Genomic DNA, 20,198 nt, shown 5'->3' on the forward strand with positions numbered 1-20,198 from the left:
CTCCTTCTCCCCTTATTATCCACCATGTTTAGCGGCTATTTCCCGGACCCACACCAGCACCTCTGCAACAGGCTCAATCAAATCTGAGGGGATGTAGTCCATAACCCGGCCTTGCTCATACAAATCGTGCGCCAAGGGTACATTTTGCATTATAGGAATCCCCTCCTCTTCAGCAACCTCTCGCATACGGCGCGCGATGAGTCCTTTTCCTTTGGCCATAACGACCGGCAGATCATCCTTCCCTTCGTTATACCGCAAAGCGATAGCCAAATGCTCTGGGTTCGTAACAAGAACCGAGGACTTGCGCACCTGGGCACTGGCGTCGGACATTGCGATTTCCTGGGCCATTTGTCTGCGTTTAGCTTTGATCTCAGGGTCGCCTTCCTGCTCTTTGTACTCGCGTTTCACCTCGTCCTTGGACATCATCAATTGTTTTGTCATCTGCTGTTTCTGAAACAGAAAATCAATAACTGCAAACAGAACAAAAAGCAGGATAGCACATGCCCCTACTGTCCAAAGCACGGATTGGGAGAAAGCCCAGATTCCTTCCACTCCGCGGTGACTCAAGTCAAAAAGATCCATCTGGGAGCTGTAGATAACCGCTCCCAGCACCACGCCAAGACCAAGAGTTTTCAGAATGCTCATGCAGAACTGGAATAATCCCTTGATGGAAAATACTTTTTTCACCCATCCAGTGGGATTCACGTTCTTGAGTGCCGGCGCAATAGATGAGAAAACCAGCAAAAAACCAACATGTCCGAGGCCGGATGCCAATGACGCCACAATCACCACACCGCAGAGCATGTAGGTGATAGACGTATATGCACGGAGACACACCGGACCGGCGAACTCTACATTCTCGGGGAATGGGAGCTGCATGGCTTCAAACACGGAATGGAACATCTCGGAGAATTCTTTATACATAAAGTCCCACCCCAACCACACATAACAGATAGACGCCGCCATGACCGCCGCCGTGCGGATGTCTTGGCTTTTGGCAATCTGCCCTTTCTTTCTGGCGTCCTGGAGTTTCTTTGGGGTTGGTTTCTCGGTTTTCTCGCTCATTTCAGCGCCTCCGTCAGAATTGTTGGAAGCTTGTATTCCTTCGCCACTTTGGCACAGATATGAAAATAGACCGAGAACATGTAGACAATGAGAATCGCCGACGCTAAGCCGGACTTCAGTGCCATAGAGACTTGAAATACATTCAATTGCGAAGCCACCCTCGCCACCAGCCCCAGGCCGAAATCAGAGAGAAAAAACATGATAGACAATGGCGCAGCCACGACGATCAAAATTTCAAAGAGAAGATGTAACTGGCCGGCGAGAAAGTCGCCGAACGCCGAGCCGTCAAACGCAGGGAAAAAAGAATAGACAGGCCACACGCGGTAACTATCAAAAAGCATGGTAAGAAACGACATCAACCCACCGGCCATGACAAAATACACAACCGCCACGTGTAACAGTAGACTTCCTAATGGGCTGGTCTGCTCACCGGAAATGGGGTCTTGCGTCCCGGCGCTCATCAGCTCCCTTTGGCTGTCCAACACCTTGCCTGCGCCTTCCACGGCCCAGAAAAAGAGTGACAGCTCAAATCCAATCAGCAATCCAATGCATACTTCTTTGACAGCCAACCCCAGCACATGCCAGGAAAAGTTCGCGTTTTCCGGAACCGAGACGGATATGGCCGGGAATATGAAGAGTACCAATCCCAGCATCATGGCATTACGCACAACTTGATTAACCAGCTTGCCGCCCAGGTATGGAACCATCGAAAAGATGGGTACCATACGCGCCATGCCCAACACACTCACTAACACCAGCCGATGCAACACGGTAATGAGTTCTTGGGATATCTCCATGTCGCGGCCTCTTTCTGCCTCTCGCTAACCTTAGCGGGTAACTTCTGGAAAAATAATGAACATGTGGTGCGCGAATTGGTAGAGGTCGTCTCCCAGGTACATAGCCGTACCGATAAGCGACAAGGTAACCGCTACGAGTTTGACGCCGAAACTCAGAGTCTGCTCCTGAATTTGCGTCAACGCCAAAATGAGACTCACGCACAACCCCACAATGATAGCGACGATAATAGGCGGCATGGATAGCCACAACGTTAACGTCATGGCCTGCGTGGTTGCATGCACTCCATAAAATTCCATTGGTGTTCCCCCACGACTATTATTTACTGATAACTCAGGATGAGGCCCTGCGTGACCAGCGTCCAGCCATCCAGCGTGACAAACAAAAGCAATTTAAAGGGCATAGAAATGGTCGATGGTTGTACCATCATCATGCCCATGGCCATCAGGATATTCGCGATGACCAAATCCAGCACCACAAATGGCAGATAAAGCAACAACCCAATCTCAAACGCCCGTTTGAGTTCACAGACCAGGAACGAGGGGATAAGAATGGAAAATGCATCCTTGCCCAATCCCTCCACATGCTTCTTTGGCCACAATTTATGTGCCGCTCGGTAGAAAAACGTGCGCGTCTCCAACGAAGTAAACTTGTATAAAAATTCTTGAAACGGTCCTTTTGATTTTTCGAATAATCCCCGAACGGACTCCACACCGGTGAACTCTTGAGGCGCATTCTGTTCCACCAAATCAATCGTTTCTGAAAAAATAGGGGCCATGATGAACAGAGTCAGAACAATAGCGAATGCGTTGACCACCAAGTTTGACGGTACCCCTTGCGTCCCCAAAGCGTTGCGCAACAACGACAGCACCACCGTCAGCTTTACATAACTAGTCGTCATGACCGCAATAAACGGCAACAACGCCAACACGGAAAGCACGACAATAACGGTTACCGGTCCAAGATCGAATACTGACATGCGCAACCGTCCTCAAGAGAATTGTCCGTATGGGACATATCGGAATCGTACAATAGGCACAGTTTTAGCCTTTCATCTTTGTTTTCCCCACGCGCAAGATACGAACGGCTGCCCGGCCCTCAATGTCCACCAGCTCGCCCACGGCCACGGCCTTGCCATTGGCTTTGAGGGTGATGGGATTTTTCAGGCTCTTTTGCGTCTGCAATATCATGCCAGGCCGTAGCGACTTCAACTGTCCTAAAGTCACACGTTGAGCGTCCAACTCCAGTGTGATGTCCACGGGTAGATCGTCCAGCTGGCCAGCGTTCGACGTTGGTACAGCATCCGAAGTGGTGTCATCGCTCGCCTCGGGTTGCGTGTCCTGCCCCTCTGAATTCGTACTTTCGTCTTCATTCGCGTCATATGCTTCCTGACTCAGCTTGTCAGAATTCTCATCGGAAATGTCGGTCATAGTCGTATCCAAGATGGTTATTGTCGTATCGCACCATGAAACAGGCAGGGCCAAACGTCCAGCCACTGTCACCTGGGCCTGATCTCCCGAATAAGGGTAGAAGACATCTGGCAGTACAAGATCACCAGGCCCCAAATCTCGAACTTCGGTTAAGCCCAGCCGCACGCGTCCTAGAACAACAGCAAGTGGAAACACCAGTGTGTCAAGATTCAAAACTTCAAGCGGCGTTAATGGGCTAAACCGACTTGATGCTCCCAGCCCGGCCAGCGCATCGAAAATCGGTGTTGCATCGCAAGGAATTTGCAGCTCGCCACGAAGCATCACCGCCCCTGAATCATCAGGATTATCCTGGCGACAAAGCTCAAATGGCAACAATTCGACTGGGCATCCGGATAAGGGTTCTGCCCCTTCTACGTCGTCGCTTCTTCCCATGTTCACAGTTGTGATCTCGGCTTGCAAGCCAGTGGCCTGCTCAATGACGGAAAGCATGCCGTCGAGCGCCGTCTCGGCCAGCGCTGCGGTTATAGCTGGAGGAAAGGCATCGACGTCCTCCAGCGAAATCCCCGTGGGGAGGAGCGAAGTGAGAAGATTAAGCCACCCCTGCTTGTCCAGAGCAACTTCCAGTTCTACTCCTCCTAGCCGTACTTTGGCGTATACTAGGGCATCTTGGTCACATGCTTTCGTTTGACAAGGTTGGAACGCCAACATATGCGACGCGTCGCCCAATTGGAAAAAAAATCGTCCACCTGAGGCAAAAAATTGTGTTCTCCACGCCGCGACGTTTTCCAACATAGCGAGAGGCACAAAAGCAGTGTAGGATGTTCCGGTAGGAAGAAATCGCATAGGAATATTGGTTGCACCTACTAAGAGTCGTGGTTCATTTCATCATACAGGTTGCGTTGTTCTTTGGAACGTCCCTGATCCTGATGGTTACTTTGGCCGAATTGCTGCTGCTTGCCGTCCTCCATCTCCACATGCACCACACAATCCTCCGGCAACTTGCCATTGAGCCGGCTCGCAAGATCCGTCCCCAGTTCGTTGAGCATAGCGTAGGAATGCGCGTCGTTGGTCACCAATTGTACGGAGAGCTTGCCACCTTCCATGCGCAGGCGAACCTCCGTACCAGGGATCACATTTTCTTTCAGTTGAATGCGCACTTCGTGCCCCGTGGCCGTACCTTCATGAGAAACAAGTACTCGGTCGCAGACTTCTTGAATCTGGGCCTCCATGCCTGCGTGATCATTCTGGACCGTATGACCAGCTTCCTGGCTTCCACCAAGAGAATCAAGCAGCCTGTCTCCTAGTGTTTGTGGCTGCTGAACGCTGCCAGCCACCACATTTTCATCTCGTTGCTGTTGCCTGGAGTCCGAGTCATGCAGCGTATCTCCACGCCGATCCAGGCTTTTTTTTTCCTCTACAAGGCGAGTCAATCCGTCTTGTGCGCCTTTGTCGCCAACTCGCTTTTCTTTACCGTCGTCTTTTGCTTTACTGTAATTCGCCTCCCAAAAATGATCTTTGTCTCCGACGCCTTTCTTTATTGGCTTACCGCCCAAATGGCTCAGTATGGCGTCAGCCATACTGACACCGGAATCCTTCACATTTTTATGATCGATCTTTTGTCCGACTTTCGTCTTGTCGTCGAATTTCCGTTTAGAGGCAATATCTCGCCCGACTGCAGGTTTACCGTTAAAATGAGTGACGGGTTGAATGTCAGACTTTTGTTTTCTGTCACCTATATGCGCATTACTCTGTAGCTTTTCGTCACGTTCGCCATGCTCACTATGGTGTAAGGCGTCATGGAAGAGTGTGTCGGGTCTGGCGGCGGCTTGGTTGTCCCTCTTTTGCTCTCTGCCACCGACATGCGCATCGCCGTGCGCCTTTTCACCACGTTCTCCATGTTCACGATTATGCAAGACGTCGCTGAACGCATGTGGCTGGGGGACGGATTGAGTCTCTCCCTTCTGCTCTCTGTCACCGACATGTACATCGCTCTGTGACTTTTTGCCACGTTCTCCACGTTCACCGTGATGTAAAGCGTCATGGAACTCGTCGGGTTGGACGACGGATTGAATGTCTCCCCTCTGCTCTCTGTCGTCGTCATGCACATCACTCTGTGACTTTTCGCCATGTTCTCCATGCTCACCATGATGCAAAGCGCGATGGAACTCGTCGGTCTGCTCATGCGATGCGTGACGTCGTGGTACCTGCTGGGCCTCGGATGTCGGAGCAGACTCATGCGACATGGAAACATCGTTCAATTTGTCGGTCATAGTGCGTCCTCTCCATCAAACAATGAAGCCCTGGAGCGGCTGGTAAAATCTTCCAGTTCTTCCTCTTCAGCAAGGAGCTGCCGCTTGGCTTCCTCATTGAGCCACGTTTCTTTATGCTTTTCCAGCTTCTCTTTTTCCTGGGTCAAGGCTTGCCGTTTCGCCTTGGCCTTTTCCACTTCGATCTCGGCTTTGCGCAAGATGTCTTCAGCCTGGGCGACCTTATCCCGATATTCTGCATCGCCGTGCTTAAGATCCTGGATGTAACTCACCACTCGTAAAATATGGTCTGGCGAATGCAGCCCTCCTGTCAACTCGGACATCATCGACTCCGCCTTACGTTCACGCCACTCGATGTAATCCGCCAGTTCTTTACGCCGGGCTTCTACCGCTTCCCGCTTCTCCTGGGCATCCACCCGCCGCGTGGCAACCTCTGAAAACGCTGCTCGTTCTCTGTGTTCCCGCACCTCCAGTAAAGCTGCCAGCGGATACTTGCTCATGCCACAAGTTGTTTGAGTCCAGCCAGTGTTTCGTCAAACGAAGAACGCTCATCCAGGCCCTGCTTCAAAAAAGTATTGATGATATCGATTTTGTCGATAGCCTCGTCAGCTTTTGCGTCAGCGCCTTTCTTGTACTCACCCATCTCCAGCAACAATTTGATTTCATTATACTTGGCCATTAAACTACGAACTTTGCCGGCGATGGTCTTGTGTTCTTTGGTCACGACATCCCCCATGCAACGGCTGGTACTGGCCAGAATGTCAATGGCCGGGTAATGGTTCGCTGCTGCCAGGTCGCGGGACAAGATAATATGACCGTCCAGAATAGAGCGTGTTTCATCAGCGATAGGCTCGTTCATATCGTCGCCCTCTACAAGCACGGTGTACAAGGCAGTGATAGAACCCTTATCCGAAGTTCCAGCCCGCTCCATCAACTTTGGCAAGCTGGCGAAGACCGATGGCGGATATCCTCGGCGTGTCGGCGGCTCACCCGAGGCCAGACCAATTTCTCTCAAAGCTCGGCCAAAACGCGTAATCGAGTCCATCATCAAAAGCACGGACTTCCCTTGATCACGAAAATACTCAGCCAAGGCTGTTGCAGTATATGCTGCGGTCAGCCGTTCCATAGATGCCCGGTCCGAGGTCGATACCACGAGCACTGTGCGTTTCATGCCCTCTGGCCCTAAGTCTCGCTCCACGAAATCCCGAACCTCACGGCCGCGTTCACCAATGAGCGCCAACACGTTTACGTCAGCCTGAGCCCCTTTGATCAGGCAGGCGAGCAGAGTTGACTTTCCAACTCCAGCCGCGGCAAAAATTCCCATGCGTTGGCCCTCGCCTACGGTTAACAATCCATCGATCGCTCGGATTCCCATAGACATTGGTTGTTCAATGCGTCGACGAATCATAGGGTTCGGCGGATCGGCATACACAGGATAATGGTCAAGCGCTTCAATAGGCTCTCCGCCGTCTATGGGATCTCCGAGGCCGTTGAGTACGCGCCCAAGGACGCCCGGCCCCACAGGAATTTTATGCACATCGTTGGAGGGGATAACTTCGGTGGATGAAGAGATACCTTTGTGAATATCGCCGAGTGGGGTGAGCAACGCCGCGTCACGGGCAAAGCCCACCACGACGGCCTTAAGTTCTGAATCGGGTTCCCAATGGTTGCGTAGCGAAACAAGCTCACCGACTTTCACTCTCGGCGCCATGGCCTTAATCATCGTACCCGTCACCTCGATGACCTTGCCGCGCACCTCCACGCTATCGACATCCTGGAGAGCTTCTTCTAGGGTCCTAGATATGGACGTATCCAGGCTCATGCTGACTTTTTCTCCTCTTGTAACCTGTTGGCGAAAGCTTTGCGTATAGCTTTAAGCTGTGTATCCACGCTGCAATCAACGTGGCCAACTTCAGTAGCCAACAGGCAATCTCCCTTCTTCAACCGTTCATCGGGTATCACCTCAATCACTTCGAATCCAGGATACTCTGACGAGGTGATCGTTTCCCGAATGGTTTGAGCCACCTCAGGTCGCACGTGCAACCGTGCTTTTTTCTGTCCCTGGATGTAATACAACGACTGCTTCACAATTTTGAGTACCACACCCCGGTCGTCCATTTGGCCTAAAATTTTGTTTAGCGCGGCCATGACCAAATCAACAGTAATATCCTCCAGCGAGTGCAGATACTTAATGGCGTCGGCCGTATACTGTATCATCAACTCAGCTGCCTGCGCCTTGGCTTCTTCCTGGCCCTGCTTAAATCCTTCGGCCTTCTGCCTGTCGAATTCAGCCTGAACCGAATCCCGCAGTCGTTGGGCTTCCTCATGCGCCTGACGAAGCATTTTGCTCGAATTCGTGACCTCGGCAAACTCCTTGGCCTTGATCACTTTTTGACCGGCAGTGAAGATCGGCATGTCTTTTAACAAAAACAGCTCACCCATCGCGGGTCGACCTCCTTGGAGCAAATTTTCAGAAATAACGAACGAATTCGTGCAACAGCGTTTGAGTCTTCTATGGAAGTACTCGTCACCGATACGGGAAAAATGTCGAGAGGCAGCTTCAGCGAGAGCCGCCAGAGCAATGGAGCCGGAGCACCATGAAAGCACAGCCTTAGCCCCGCCATGCCGTGCTCCTCGATTGCATTACAGAGAGCTTCTCCTCCGATTTTTGTCGGAGCAGCAGCACCAAGAACAGCACGCGCCTCCTCCAACTCTCCAGAGGGAAGAAACGCCGCCCGTTTTACCGCAAATATGTAAGCGTCCTTCCCGAAACGCTGTTTCAGCGCCATGACGGTTTCTTTATCCACTCGTCGGGCCACTGTTTTTGCGTCGATGGCCAGTCCAAACAAGCATGCCAAGCGCAGTATCTCCTCTACATCAAGCAGCGCCAGACGAGTCCAATGCTCCTCAAAATCATAATACGGTCTCAGCGATTCTTCATCGCTTCCCCTTTCCACGAGAAGATCAAGATGTCTGTTGAGCCGCGCCGCGCCTCTGGGCGAGGCCTTCATTACTGTAAGCAGGTTTGCACGCGACAGCGTTTTGGCAAGTTTGCTGTATTGGCTGATGTGGGGTGTCAGACCTATATTGAACGCAACAACCAAAGGCCCCAACGTATCCCACGGCGGAGGAATGGCACTCCATACATGGTTAGGCACCACTTTTCCTCCGCATCTTCAGCAAGATAACGGCGAGAACCCCAGTCAGAACCAAAAATAAAGCCGCTGTGCCGAAGACCCCCCAGGCCATGGGAGCATCCCCCGGTCGCACACGCAGTCCCAGCACACTGACGTACTCCATCGGCGGCGGGAGGTGGAACAATTGTCCTTGATCGCTGGGAAACAAGAACACAGACACTTTATCGAACGAAAGCTCGGGGATGGAGAATTGGACCAACTTCTTAATATCATGCACCCGCGCCGGAATATCCGCGCTATACGCGTATTTTACGAACACCGACGCAGATGCCGGGATGAGTTTCTCAGTTATTTCATCCACTTTTGGCAATACAAGATGCACTCGGGCTACAAGCACACCATCCAGGTCTGCAATAGTTGCAGCGACCTCTTGGGACAGAGCGTAGATATACTTGGCTTGCTCCACCATAGGCGAAGAGATCATGCCCTGTTGTTTAAACACCTCGATTACATTCTCGTACGTGGGTCTGGGCAAGCCTTTCTGTTCTAAAAGCATCATCGCGCGAGGCAACTCGGCCTCTTCAACCATAACCGTCCACTTGCCCTTTTTCGTCGCTGTTTTCGTAGCATCCACACCAGAACTCATCAGAGCGGTGAGCATTTCGTTGGCTTCGCGCTCTTCTACGTCGGAATACAACTCCACCTTGCAGCCTGCCAGCAGCAGGCAGACCAAAACAATAAGCGCAAGGCAGACATGTTTCCTTCCAGTGGTCCGGGACATCACATCCTTCCCTTTTGTGACAGCGACACACGACCTCCTGCGTTTTGTGTTCCCAACGTCTTCGTTAATCGCCGCGGAGTAACGATTCCACGCCCTTATCGACTTTGCCGGCCGTCTCGGAAGTAACGGTTTCGTCTGTAGTAAGCTTGGCAGTCGCCAGCTGTGCTTTGATCAGGTCCGACTCCGAAAGTTCAGGCTTGTCCACATCCTGAACGATCTGTCGTCCCTCCTTTCTGAACTCTCCCGACATCTGGGAGAGCTTATTCAGGATAGAATCGCCGGTGGTTCCTTTGACCCCACCGGGAGGCGTATCATGAGGAGTCTCCAGATACGGCTGTGGCTGTCCTTGTTGGATACCGTGGGTATCCCCTTTCTTCATGGCCTGGTCAAAGCGTGATACATCACTCTTCTCTGCGGCATCTTGCGTTTTGTCGCCAAGGTGATCTTTCGCTTGCTCCAGGGCAACCTTGCTTATCTGACTTGCAACGGGTCCAACCATAACGACCTCGCTTGCTTAAAAAAATGAGAGTTACATCGTATTGATGAATTCAAGTAGCCCTTTTGCGAGCTTTGCCTCTGGAGCGTTGCTATCGTCCTTGATGACGGAATCCAGTATGACTTTTGCTTCATCAGGACGACGCTGCAAGGCCAAAGACATCCCTTTGTACGTACGGCCACCAAGGCTGTCCGGTGTTTTGGACAAAATCTCTTTGTCCAGCATTTGTTCAGCCTCTTTATGATGTCCCCTTGCCATGGAGACGGACGCAAGACCAATAATTGGCCCTTCTTGTTCCGGTCGAAAGGCGTGCAACCCTTCGAAGATAGTTTTCGCCTCATCGTAACGCCGAGCGTGGGAGGCCGCAAAGCCTATGTGAGCGGCGAGCTGCAAATATTTCGCGTCAAAATCCATCGAAACCCCTCCTCTGCGGCTTTTAACGAAGCCGGTAGTTATCCCAAACTATGCGCCAAGCAAGTCGCCAACTTTTATCGGATATTCTGGGCGATGGCCTTTTCCGTAGAGGTGATCGTTTTCATCAAGTCACTCTCCATTTCCATTGAAATGGAATAGTTATCAGCGGATTCCTGTAGCTTCATCATCTCTTGCGGGCTGTTGTTTGAGCTGCTTTCGCTTGCCGCGCTGGCAAGCTGATCCTGCTGCGATTGCACGGAACTGCTCATAGACTGTTGTACCTGATCCAGCAATGACATAATGCTCCCCCTTAAGTTGCTCTCAGATATTGAAGAATAGCTCCTCAGCCACCTTCAAGCACTGCGAAAGTGATGTTTTCCCATATGACGTGTTCTCAAGTATATTAATACCGAATTCCACAAATGGAAAATAATCTTATCACCACGCGTCCAATGAATGAAGTAAAATTCATTTACTCGTGTTTCGCGTCCCACATGGACTGTACCCCTGTCTCAGCAGCATCAAAACATTTTTTGAGGCCATCCGCAGCCTGGAAATCTTTAACAGATAGTCCGGCGTCGATTTTACGTTGTAATACAGCCTTGGCCTGTGCGATTTCATCTTTGATCGCCCGTAATGTTGAACCACTGGCATCCTGTTCGATGATGACGCTGATATCGCCGTCATAGATATTCACCATGTTTGCCCCCTCCCTACGGGTAAAAAGATCATGTTATCTTGCTTGATCAACACCACACCATTTGGTGTCACTTCACTCACACGAAAACCGTTCGGCAAAAGCGAGCCAAGCTCGTGAAACTGGCCAGCGCCGTCAATATACGCCATGGGTATCGTGGTAAGGGACACAGAACGAACTGTTTTCCAGCTTTCGACCGAAAAAAATCCTTTTCCCTCATCCTTAGTGCCCTCAGCGTTTTCGGCTGCTTCAAGCGCCTCCTGTGTCTCATCCCTTGCTCGTTCCACCTTTACATGTTTGACTCGTAAAGGCACTTGAAAAGGATACATTTCATCAAGAGCTTGCCGTACTCGCATCCATGCAGGTTCGAGTTCTCTGCCGAAAGCCGTCTCTACATTGATGAAGAAATCTTCAACCTCAACTTTAACCATCCCTTCCAGCCCCTCAGAAGCAAGCAGCGAATCCAATTCCGGTCCCACCTGTTCATAAGTGGCAATATTGGTTTCTATACTTCCCAAATCGTCGAGTTCGCGTTGCGCTTCATTGAGCAGCTTTTCTAAAACATCCATTGTTGCTGCGAAGCCAAGCACCTTAACGGTGCCGGAGCGCGCTGCTTCAACGTGCAGAGGGGTACTTTTGGCATTGAGCCAATGCTCCAACTTCTCTGCACTCTCTTTGGCGGTATCGACATCCAAGTGAAGTGGATAGCGACTTGAGTCTACAATTTTACGCAATAATACTAAGCTTTTATCGTCGGCGACACGGCCTTTAACCAATATTTCGCCGTCCCCCCCCTCCGTCACGCGCAGCCCCGTAAAGCCCGCGTTATGCAACAAGCGGGACGTCTCTCGAACATGCTCCATCTCTGTAGATGTGGAGAGAAGTCGCAAGCTGAACAATATAATGAAGACAAACAGTACCGTAGCAATACCTAACACGATGGCACCCGTCGGCTTGCTCACAAACCGTCGAAAACGATCAATCCCAAAAGATTGGTCAAAAGGAGACGCATCGTTATCGTCGATAGAAGTCGAATCTTCAGATGGACTGAGGTCGACGGAAGTAGCAGGAATTGAAGAGGCTACATCTTGTGAAGCCGTTTCGTCAGAGGTATCGACAGGTTGAGGTTCGTCCTGCTTTGTAGGTGGCGATATCAGCTCACCGAGAGGAATCTGCGGCCAAGGCTCATCCTCCGGCCCGAGACAAAGCGTTGTTCCGCCTACGACGAGCGGTATAAATGGGGGGATCGTCGTCTCTTGAGAAATTTGCTCGCCATTCAGCATAACGACGCCATCCATCGGGGAGACGCTACAAACGCCATCACAAATGGAAATGCTCATGTGGTGTTCGGCCAGCGCCGAATCTGCCAGAGCAAAGTCGCAATCATCACTCGCCCCAAGGACGTAGTCGCCGTCTTTAAGGGAGATCTCAGCGCCTGCATGGGGCCCGGTGAGAATTTTTAGAACCAGTTCTTCGCCAGGCATGTCTCACTCTGCGTTTTCCTGGCACCCATCATGGGCACAAGGGTTACGGCGTCGTTTGAGAAGGTCTGGGACGTCGCGAACAGCCACCCCACCCCGACTGCTCCCAGTCGTCTTTAAAGACACCTTGCGTAGCCTCGGTCTTGGATGCGTCCGTCTCCGTAGGATTCTTCTTATCCACCATAGAGACAACGAACTCCTCTTTGAAGTCATCAACCTGATGTTGTCGGTAATCGACAAACTTTGGGGTAATGATAAAAATACGTTCCCGACGATTGACGGTTTTGGTCTCTTTACCAAAAAGCGTACCGAGATAAGGAATATCTTTGAGAAACGGAATGCCTTCGTCTTTTACTTCCATCTCTTCATAGTATTGACCACCGATAATCAGGCTCTGGCCGGGAGGAACGATTGCTTCCGTATTGATCATGCTTTTTTTAACCGTAGGAATTTCGTCTACGGTTTCTCCGGAGTCCGGGGTTCCATCCTCAATGTTCAGCAGTAGCTTGATTTTGCGTTCACCGTGTTCTTCTACAAGATGAGGTGTCACTCTAAGAACAGTACCGGCTGTGACTTTATATAAATCAGTATCATACGTTCCTGGTACACGCACATAAAAAGTCTGTGAGGACTCCATCTGCGCCTGAATGTTGTCCATCGTAAGCACAGAAGGACGTGACAAGACTTTCGCTTGTCCGTCGCTTTCCAGAGCATGTACCTGTGCCATGATCTGCGTGAGACTTTTAGAATAGATGGTGGATAAATTGAGGCCTTCTCCCGCAACATCCAGTAAATCATCCGCTGAACCGTCTGTACCGACATTCGCACCGCCGACAACACCGACAGTGGAACCTCCTTCGGGAGGTGTTTTCACCACCCAGCTCACACCCAATTCTCGAAGTTTGTCTACGGCAACATCCATGATCACGGCCTTGATTTCTACCAAATTCACCGGCACATCCAGTTCGCGGATCATCGCTGCATAGTACGGCATTTTCTCGCGCACATCCCACACAATGACAGCATTCAGTCGCTGGTCGGCAAGAATGCGCGGTCCCTGGTTCACGGAACTAGAGCCTGGACCGGTGTCGACAACCCCGCCTGTCTGAATCTTGCTAATCGCCTGGGCTGGGTCCGTCGCATCGTTAGCGCCAGTAAGATCTTTAAGCTTTAAAGACGTTTCTGTAGACTGAGAAGCGTCATCGTCGGCATCAAGGGCGTTCTGTCCAGTAACCATCTCTCGTAGCAGTGTCGCCATACCCGGAACGGTAACTTGCTTGTCCATAAGCTGCACTTCATGATCTCCCGCCCAGGCATGCTTCAAGCGGAAGGCTCGCATAACCTTCTCTTCTAAGGCAGCCTCACCATATTGCTTGGCGAGTGTAGCCACCAGCTCAACATATCGAGGCGGCCCAGAGAGAAAGATAACTTTTCCCTCCGGCCATTCACGCCATGGATAACGCGGGTCATATACTCCAAGAGATTGAAGCATACTCATAAGTCGACCAGGGGAAAGAATTCCTAGGTTAATGAGTTCGCTTTTATTCTCTGTGTTCTTATAAAAGAACACATTGCTTCCGTCATAATAATACGAAAGCCCATAATTTTTAGTGACTATTGACAGAAAATCACTGGAAGGAATAGTGTCGAAATTCCCCGATACATGTCCTGTAATGGAGGAACTGATGACTCCCGTGACCCCTTGCGCTTTACAGAAATCTTGCAACAGATCGCGAAGAGAAACATTGTCCGCAACATAGGTAAAAGATCCCTTTACCCATGGTCGACTTTGCGCGCTGGAATAGACGATGAGAGGGGCTAGGACAAGGGCGATAAACACCACACGGAGGCAAAGGGCTCGCATATTATTTTATAACCAGGACGATAACAAATTAAACAACGCAAGTGTAACTATTTTGGACAGATACGACGTAATTGCGAGCCAAATACCACCATTCCACCCTTCTTACAAGGTTTTACTCCCCATGTACTGAAATTCCACGCGCCGAAAACATTCTTCTCGTCTTCGGCGCGTGTGTGAGATTACTGTTATTTTGTCCTCAGCATGAATGCTGAGGATTAGCCCTCAAAGTCAAAATCTTATGCATAGGCTATATAATGCAGCGCAATATACAAGGTTGCATTGTTTTTGATAGAGCAAAAAACAACTATCCCCTTGCAGCTGCCTGGGCTGCTTGTTGCGCGGTCTGCATAAGCGAGGAGACCTGCTGCACGATGGTGCTACGCGCGGACGCAGCTTGGTTTAGCTTCATCATCTGAATCTGATTTTCACCAGACTGACTGCTGATGGCCGAGCTGATGTTCTGTTCCAACGTTTTTAAGTCAGACTGAGTCGGCTTCGTGAACGAAAAACCATTGGGGAAGGTGACGCCGCCGTCTTTGGCCAGCTTCTCCAGAGCCGCCTGCTGCGAGGTGCTTAAGCTTGGGCTCTTCTCAGAGGCGACCGAATTGACTGTAGCCAGCGCCGAGTTAAGCGTCTGCATCTTCTGATTTTTGGCCTCGGTCTCATTATACATGTTTGCGAGCTGGCTATCCTCGTTCTTCAAGTTGGCAACGCCCAGCATCAGCATTAGGCCAGAAAAGTCCACAGCTTTACCACCAACTTCGAACTGCCCGTTAGGCAACACTTTCACATCCTTTTTGCCCGTCTTCTTTCCTGCGGCCTTCCCTGCCTCGGTCAGATCATGGGTGAAGACGCGGGACATGGCGCTGAACATATTGGCATACGGGTTAGTCGAGTCCGAGGTTGTTATTCCCACAGTACCTTGAGGCACTTTGGAAGAAAGCGTAGTCGAGTCCGGGGTAGTTATTCCCACAGTACCTTGAGGCATTTTGGAAGAAACCGTATTGGACGGTATGGCGGGACCGGGGCCTGTTTCGCTGGTCAACTTCTTCGCTAACTTTGCCGCCTGCGTGGCGAAAGGACTGGCGGTGGAACCAAGCTTTGAAGAGTCTTCGAGCACCTTATTGCCGTAGTTGGTCAAATCCGTGCCAAGCTTCTCTCCCATACCAGATAACTTTTCAACCTCGGGGTTAAGCTTTACGACGCCTTCAGCGATGCCTGCCGCCACAGTTCCCCAACCTGGAATCATAGCCAGCATCGGAGCAGCGGCCTGCAAAAAGGGCGTGATGTCGCCTATGACTTCCGAGGCACCGTGCACGATTTCATTGGGTAACTTCAACAATAGAAAGCTCGCGCCTTTGCAGATATCTCCCCACATATCACCGAAGAAATGCCCGACATCGTCCATCGCATGGTGAAACTTGGCGTCAAAGGTGCCGGCCTTGTATTCGTTGCAGGACTTAATGACATCCATCTTGGGCTGGCCGATTTCCGCCATAGCCCCCGACCCCTGAGCCGATGGGTTGAACAGCTTTGTCACCGTTTCATATGATATCTTCATCTTATCCGGCGACAACTGCTGCATTACCTTTTCTTCCGTCGTTACTTGCTTGTCCAGTTGACCATCTTGCATGATCATTTGTGACGAGCTGCTCAAATTTTGTGTCGATATACCATCAACCATTTGTTCACTCCTTATGGTTGTGAAACGAATGCCTCAATTCAGTTTGAGCGCGAGGATTGATCTTAGAAAATATTCGCCATCATGACTTCGGCCTGGCTCACTTTGTCCTCGTAGCCGCCAAGTTCATTCGCTTTCTTCAAAAAAAGCTCCAACGCCATCCGAGCATGATCGTTGTCGCCGTCTGCAGTGTAGCACTGCGCCACATCCAGAAGAGGTGACGGATCTGACTCATCAATGGCATTGGACCATAAAAAATAGAATGCCGCCGGTCCATATTGACCAATCTGCTGAAGGCATACTCCCATGCCTTTGGGATACCGTGGGTCCGCGGGGTTAAGCGCAGAGAGGACACCGAGCGCCTGAAATGCCTCCCCCCAATGACCAGACTGCATTTTGGTGTAAGCAAGTAAATACATCGCCTCTTCAATTGAGTCGTCGAGCTTTAACGCTTCCTTAATTGTTATCTCGCCGTCGAGAACCTTCTGCACTTGTTCAGGAGCGTATCCTTTTTGAGCGGTTTGCTGTTCAACCATATATCCCCTCGCTTCTGAAAAAAATTTTAATCCGAACCCGCCGACATTATGCTTGAATTCGAACCACGTCGGCAGAATGTGTGTCTTCGAGACCCAGATCTTTAACGAGCTTATTCGCTTGTTTTTTTTGATCATCGTTCAACGAGTCCCAGGGGAGATGAATATCAACCAAAGGGACTAACTTTTCCGCTTCGGCGCACAACGCCTCTATCTTTTCATCCTGCTCTTTTTTTAAAACACGCAATTTCTCAAAAGCCTCTTGTGATTCTTTTGCGAGACGCAGGGCTTCAGCTGTATTCATACCGTAGTCCTCCTTTAATGAATTCATTGCCCTTCGGACTCCAAGCAATAAAAGGTGTACCATTAGCGAGTAAAATGAACCATATGTCTAGGCAAGTCAAAGTCAAGATAGAAATATGGGTATAGAAAGAAATTCTACACCGATCTCTGTTATTGTAAAAATAATAATACTCAAACGATTCAAATCGTGACATTATGAAAAAAAAGTACAGACACAATATGGTATGACTCAACCATACATTATCAAATTTTCTTAACCATGTATTTGCATATATTGAAATTTCTCAACGAATTTTTAATTGCCCTTATTATTATATTTCGTATAGTCCATAAACAAACCAGTTCAGTATGAAATACATGCCCATGAACACATTGTCATTTACTTTTTGGACACCGATCACTTCTACACAGTGTGATTATAAAAATTCTGTACCCCATCAAGTTTTGCGGCATAGGCGTTTCCCCCTAAAATAGTACAAACCTTGTTTAATGCGCTACGATACAGATTATGATCGTATTATCAATGAAAATCGACATGTTGTTTTCATAAGTGAGAAATCAAAAACACATGAAGCATTATATCCGACAGATATTTAACCAATCATTATGACTGGAATCGCAACAAAAGTATGCATTGATTTAATTATGCGTGATACAATGCAATAAATCATGTAATAGTACCCGAGCATAACTTTATATGGAGGTTGTTTCGGTGCTAGAAAAATTAATTGCTGAAAAAATTCTTGAATTACAGAAACAAGAATTGTCAGATGAAATACGAACCATCCTCAAACGCAATATTTTGGACTCCTTCGCAGGGATTTGCGCTTCGTTATTGGACACTTCGCTGATCGAGAAGTTTAAACACTATACGGCCTTTTTTCCGGATGATCATGGTGTCGTTGCTTGGGGCACCGGCCGCAAGACGCAGTTAATTCATGCCGTTTTTATGAATGGTATCTTGGGTCGGAGAAGCGACTTGGTTAATACTTATCTGTCTCCTGATCACATGGGGGGGAACCACCCCTCGGACAATCTTTCTTTAATGCTCACCCTTGCGGACTGGCGAGACCTCAACGGAGAACAATTTCTGCGTGGAACCGCGATAGCCTATATATTATCCTGTGCATTCTCTGATTACTACAATCCGGAAGGCGGCGGCTTTGATCATGATGCGGCTTCGGGTGTTTACACGGCTCTGATCACAGGACATATCTTGGAATTGACACCCAAAGAACTCATAGAGGTGCAACGCATGGCTGGCGCCATGGGGTTGAATCCAAATCAAGCGGGAGTTGGCGTTATTACGGACTGGAAACACTGTACATATGCATCGTGCGCCATGCGCGGAGTCAGCGCAGCAATTATGGCACGTGCAGGATTGCAAGGTCCCGTGGATATCTATCGCGGGGAAGCCGGGATAGATCGCTTTCTGCCGCATGTCTCTTCATTCATGGAAACATTGCCCGATCTTAACCGGATCGTATTCAAACGGTGGCAAGCGCTCGTCTTCTGCCAAACAGCCATTGACACGGCTCTGGAGCTCCATTCGCGCTTTGTGCAGCTTGATATTACCCGTGTGCGCCATGTGGAGGTATGGAATTACCATATGGCCATGATTCAAGCTGGAACACCCGATTCCGCAAACCCGATGAGTCGTGCGGGAAGAACCCATTCACTCCCCTATTGTGTAGCTGCTGCATTGTTGTGGGGGACCATCGACTACAATACGTTCAGCGATGAGGCAGCTCAGACTTCCACGCTCAAAAACATCATGTCCAAGATTATTTTACATGAAGACCCGGATATGACGACATCGTATCCGCTGAAATCCCCATGTCGCATTGTGGTGCATAGTGAAGAAGGTCCTCCACTTGAAGCTTCTTTGGAGTATCCGAAAGGAGACCCGCATACACCGTTGAGCGATGAAGACATCACGGCCAAGGCAGAAAGCTATCTTGCGTATTTGACTGACAAGCAGACCGCCCGAGATATTATTCGTCGAATCTGGTCATTGGAATCAGAACAGGAACTCCGTTGGTTCCTCGCTCCTTTACAACAGGAGATATCACATGGCGAAGAAGCCCATTCGGACAGCTGAAGATTTCGAAGCTTTTTTTCAGGCATACAATACCCGCGACTGGGATACTCTCTTTCAGTATATTCACGATGACTGTATCTGGAACGCCTCGGAACAGACCGTACAAGGACGCCAGGCCATGGAAGCGTACTGGTGTACGTATCATGCTGCCATTAAGGAAACTCTTGGTAAACCACACAATGTCGTATTCGGAGAAAACACAGCCTATCTGGAGGTTCCCATTACCATGGAGTTCTTGGAAGATGGTGAATTTTGGGGTAAATCATATCCAGAGGGAAGTATCGTCGAATTTTGGTGTGCTGATGTATATACATTTGATAATGATGGCACGATTTCATCATGTCGTGTATACACAAAATTCAACTAAATGTTTGTTCGTCGAGGTTGATTTATTGTCAAAAATAACCTCAATACCGTGGAGAAAAAATGATTGATACACAAGAAGGATTTCACAAATACCTTCATGATTTCAATTCTGGAAATTTTTACGACTTCGTTCCGAAGTATTATGCCGAAGACGCCATCTTTGAAAAGACAGGCTATACAATACATGGCGCGCAAAATCTTGCAGACCATTTTTCTCAAGTTTTAAGTGCTGTCGTTAAAGAAGAAATTACCCTCATACACTACATCAAAAAAGATAATCTCGTCGCCGTTGAGCTGCAAATAGAACTTATTGCCATCAAAGATGGATTTTACATCAAAGACCGAAAAAAAGGTGAGAAAGAAATTTTCTACGATACAGGATTCTACAATATCGAAAACAACAAAATCGTACACGCTCGGGTTTACCGTCGTTTTACAGATAGGGACACCATAGATTTAGCCAAAATGTATGGCAAAGAATAACAGTCTCGAACTAGTACATAGTATAATTTAAAATTTCGGATACAGGCGCTTTAACTTGATGCGCGCATCCTTGGTCGTAAATCTCCAGTCGACCTGTGACTGGCGGTTGTTTCTATCTTCGTTCCATGCCTGGACTTGGGTACGCATTCTCTCAATACAATCAATCCGGCCGGCAAGGCACTGACGTTTCAAGGCGCTCAATTCTGTTTCAGCAATGTTCAACCAACTCCCATGCTTGGGGGTATGGTGTATTTCAAGGCGTTGCGCAAGGCGTCTGGCTTCTTCTGCGGAAAACGCTGCGTAT

Annotated in this window: 24 protein-coding genes; 3 read left to right on the forward strand and 21 right to left on the reverse strand. The window is 49.4% G+C overall.

Annotation, left to right across the window (positions count from 1 at the left end; all coding sequences use genetic code 11):
* Positions 1-15: 15 nt before the first annotated feature.
* The 20 genes from sctU to G451_RS0117175 all read right to left on the reverse strand — a co-directional run bounded on the left by sctU (position 16) and on the right by G451_RS0117175 (position 16,945).
* Positions 16-1,065 carry a type III secretion system export apparatus subunit SctU gene (gene sctU / locus G451_RS0117080; protein WP_027185215.1) on the reverse strand — a complete coding sequence of 350 codons (1,050 nt, stop codon included), beginning with the start codon at positions 1,063-1,065 and terminating at the stop codon, positions 16-18.
* Positions 1,062-1,862: a type III secretion system export apparatus subunit SctT gene (gene sctT, locus G451_RS0117085; RefSeq protein ID WP_027185216.1), complete on the reverse strand. Its 801-nt coding sequence runs from the start codon at positions 1,860-1,862 to the stop codon at positions 1,062-1,064. Before sctT ends, sctU begins: the two co-directional genes overlap by 4 nt.
* 30 nt (positions 1,863-1,892) lie before the next feature.
* The gene (gene sctS / locus G451_RS0117090) at positions 1,893-2,159 is read right to left on the reverse strand and encodes a type III secretion system export apparatus subunit SctS (protein WP_027185217.1); all 267 of its coding nucleotides are present in this window, start codon (positions 2,157-2,159) and stop codon (positions 1,893-1,895) included.
* Positions 2,160-2,182: 23 nt separating this feature from the next.
* Positions 2,183-2,839 carry a type III secretion system export apparatus subunit SctR gene (gene sctR, locus G451_RS0117095; RefSeq protein ID WP_027185218.1) on the reverse strand — a complete coding sequence of 219 codons (657 nt, stop codon included), beginning with the start codon at positions 2,837-2,839 and terminating at the stop codon, positions 2,183-2,185.
* Positions 2,840-2,903: 64 nt separating this feature from the next.
* A complete protein-coding gene (sctQ, locus tag G451_RS0117100; RefSeq protein ID WP_027185219.1) occupies positions 2,904-4,133 on the reverse strand; it encodes a type III secretion system cytoplasmic ring protein SctQ in 1,230 nt (409 codons plus the stop codon).
* A 20-nt stretch (positions 4,134-4,153) separates the two neighbouring features.
* Positions 4,154-5,560 carry a type III secretion HpaP family protein gene (locus G451_RS0117105; protein WP_027185220.1) on the reverse strand — a complete coding sequence of 469 codons (1,407 nt, stop codon included), beginning with the start codon at positions 5,558-5,560 and terminating at the stop codon, positions 4,154-4,156.
* Complete coding sequence (gene sctO / locus G451_RS0117110; protein WP_027185221.1) at positions 5,557-6,057, reverse strand: type III secretion system stalk subunit SctO; 501 nt, start codon at positions 6,055-6,057, stop codon at positions 5,557-5,559. Before sctO ends, G451_RS0117105 begins: the two co-directional genes overlap by 4 nt.
* Positions 6,054-7,379, reverse strand: a complete 1,326-nt coding sequence (gene sctN / locus G451_RS0117115) for a type III secretion system ATPase SctN (RefSeq protein ID WP_027185222.1) — start codon at positions 7,377-7,379, stop codon at positions 6,054-6,056. The genes sctO and sctN overlap by 4 nt, the downstream gene beginning before the upstream one ends.
* Complete coding sequence (locus G451_RS0117120; protein ID WP_027185223.1) at positions 7,376-7,999, reverse strand: HrpE/YscL family type III secretion apparatus protein; 624 nt, start codon at positions 7,997-7,999, stop codon at positions 7,376-7,378. The genes sctN and G451_RS0117120 overlap by 4 nt, the downstream gene beginning before the upstream one ends.
* Entirely contained in the window at positions 7,978-8,715 is a 738-nt protein-coding gene (locus G451_RS0117125; protein WP_027185224.1) for a SctK family type III secretion system sorting platform protein, read from the reverse strand. Before G451_RS0117125 ends, G451_RS0117120 begins: the two co-directional genes overlap by 22 nt.
* Positions 8,708-9,475: a type III secretion system inner membrane ring lipoprotein SctJ gene (gene sctJ, locus G451_RS30015; RefSeq protein WP_034642595.1), complete on the reverse strand. Its 768-nt coding sequence runs from the start codon at positions 9,473-9,475 to the stop codon at positions 8,708-8,710. Before sctJ ends, G451_RS0117125 begins: the two co-directional genes overlap by 8 nt.
* 64 nt (positions 9,476-9,539) lie before the next feature.
* The gene (locus G451_RS0117135; RefSeq protein WP_027185225.1) at positions 9,540-9,974 is read right to left on the reverse strand and encodes an EscI/YscI/HrpB family type III secretion system inner rod protein; all 435 of its coding nucleotides are present in this window, start codon (positions 9,972-9,974) and stop codon (positions 9,540-9,542) included.
* Between the two features lie 30 nt (positions 9,975-10,004).
* Positions 10,005-10,385, reverse strand: a complete 381-nt coding sequence (locus G451_RS0117140) for a tetratricopeptide repeat protein (RefSeq protein WP_027185226.1) — start codon at positions 10,383-10,385, stop codon at positions 10,005-10,007.
* A 74-nt stretch (positions 10,386-10,459) separates the two neighbouring features.
* Entirely contained in the window at positions 10,460-10,684 is a 225-nt protein-coding gene (locus G451_RS0117145; protein ID WP_027185227.1) for an EscF/YscF/HrpA family type III secretion system needle major subunit, read from the reverse strand.
* A gap of 173 nt (positions 10,685-10,857) precedes the next feature.
* Positions 10,858-11,085, reverse strand: coding sequence for a hypothetical protein (locus tag G451_RS0117150; protein WP_027185228.1), 228 nt, complete (start codon positions 11,083-11,085; stop codon positions 10,858-10,860).
* Positions 11,079-12,566 (reverse strand): type III secretion system inner membrane ring subunit SctD, encoded by a 1,488-nt coding sequence (gene sctD / locus G451_RS0117155; RefSeq protein WP_027185229.1) that lies wholly within the window; start codon positions 12,564-12,566, stop codon positions 11,079-11,081. The genes G451_RS0117150 and sctD overlap by 7 nt, the downstream gene beginning before the upstream one ends.
* Before the next feature lie 43 nt (positions 12,567-12,609).
* Positions 12,610-14,427 carry a type III secretion system outer membrane ring subunit SctC gene (gene sctC, locus G451_RS0117160; protein WP_027185230.1) on the reverse strand — a complete coding sequence of 606 codons (1,818 nt, stop codon included), beginning with the start codon at positions 14,425-14,427 and terminating at the stop codon, positions 12,610-12,612.
* Between the two features lie 304 nt (positions 14,428-14,731).
* Positions 14,732-16,111: a hypothetical protein gene (locus tag G451_RS0117165; protein WP_027185231.1), complete on the reverse strand. Its 1,380-nt coding sequence runs from the start codon at positions 16,109-16,111 to the stop codon at positions 14,732-14,734.
* Positions 16,112-16,173: 62 nt separating this feature from the next.
* On the reverse strand, positions 16,174-16,644 hold the full coding sequence (locus G451_RS0117170) for a hypothetical protein (RefSeq protein WP_027185232.1): 471 nt from the start codon (positions 16,642-16,644) through the stop codon (positions 16,174-16,176).
* A 46-nt stretch (positions 16,645-16,690) separates the two neighbouring features.
* Positions 16,691-16,945, reverse strand: a complete 255-nt coding sequence (locus G451_RS0117175; protein WP_027185233.1) for a hypothetical protein — start codon at positions 16,943-16,945, stop codon at positions 16,691-16,693.
* 711 nt (positions 16,946-17,656) lie between these two features.
* Between G451_RS0117175 and G451_RS30020 the strand changes: the two genes are divergently transcribed.
* The 3 genes from G451_RS30020 to G451_RS0117195 are packed head-to-tail and all read left to right on the forward strand — an operon-like array spanning position 17,657 to position 19,894.
* Complete coding sequence (locus G451_RS30020) at positions 17,657-19,045, forward strand: MmgE/PrpD family protein (RefSeq protein WP_051261612.1); 1,389 nt, start codon at positions 17,657-17,659, stop codon at positions 19,043-19,045.
* Positions 19,017-19,412, forward strand: coding sequence for a nuclear transport factor 2 family protein (locus tag G451_RS0117190; RefSeq protein WP_027185234.1), 396 nt, complete (start codon positions 19,017-19,019; stop codon positions 19,410-19,412). The genes G451_RS30020 and G451_RS0117190 overlap by 29 nt, the downstream gene beginning before the upstream one ends.
* A 59-nt stretch (positions 19,413-19,471) precedes the next feature.
* Positions 19,472-19,894: a nuclear transport factor 2 family protein gene (locus G451_RS0117195; RefSeq protein WP_027185235.1), complete on the forward strand. Its 423-nt coding sequence runs from the start codon at positions 19,472-19,474 to the stop codon at positions 19,892-19,894.
* Positions 19,895-19,921: 27 nt separating this feature from the next.
* On the opposite strand, the gene G451_RS0117200 is transcribed toward G451_RS0117195, so the two are convergent.
* Positions 19,922-20,198: transposase (locus tag G451_RS0117200; protein WP_027185236.1), on the reverse strand; the 277-nt coding region annotated here is incomplete at its 5' end.

This window comes from Desulfovibrio inopinatus DSM 10711 (genome assembly GCF_000429305.1).
GTDB classification, from domain to species: domain Bacteria; phylum Desulfobacterota; class Desulfovibrionia; order Desulfovibrionales; family Desulfovibrionaceae; genus Alteridesulfovibrio; species Alteridesulfovibrio inopinatus.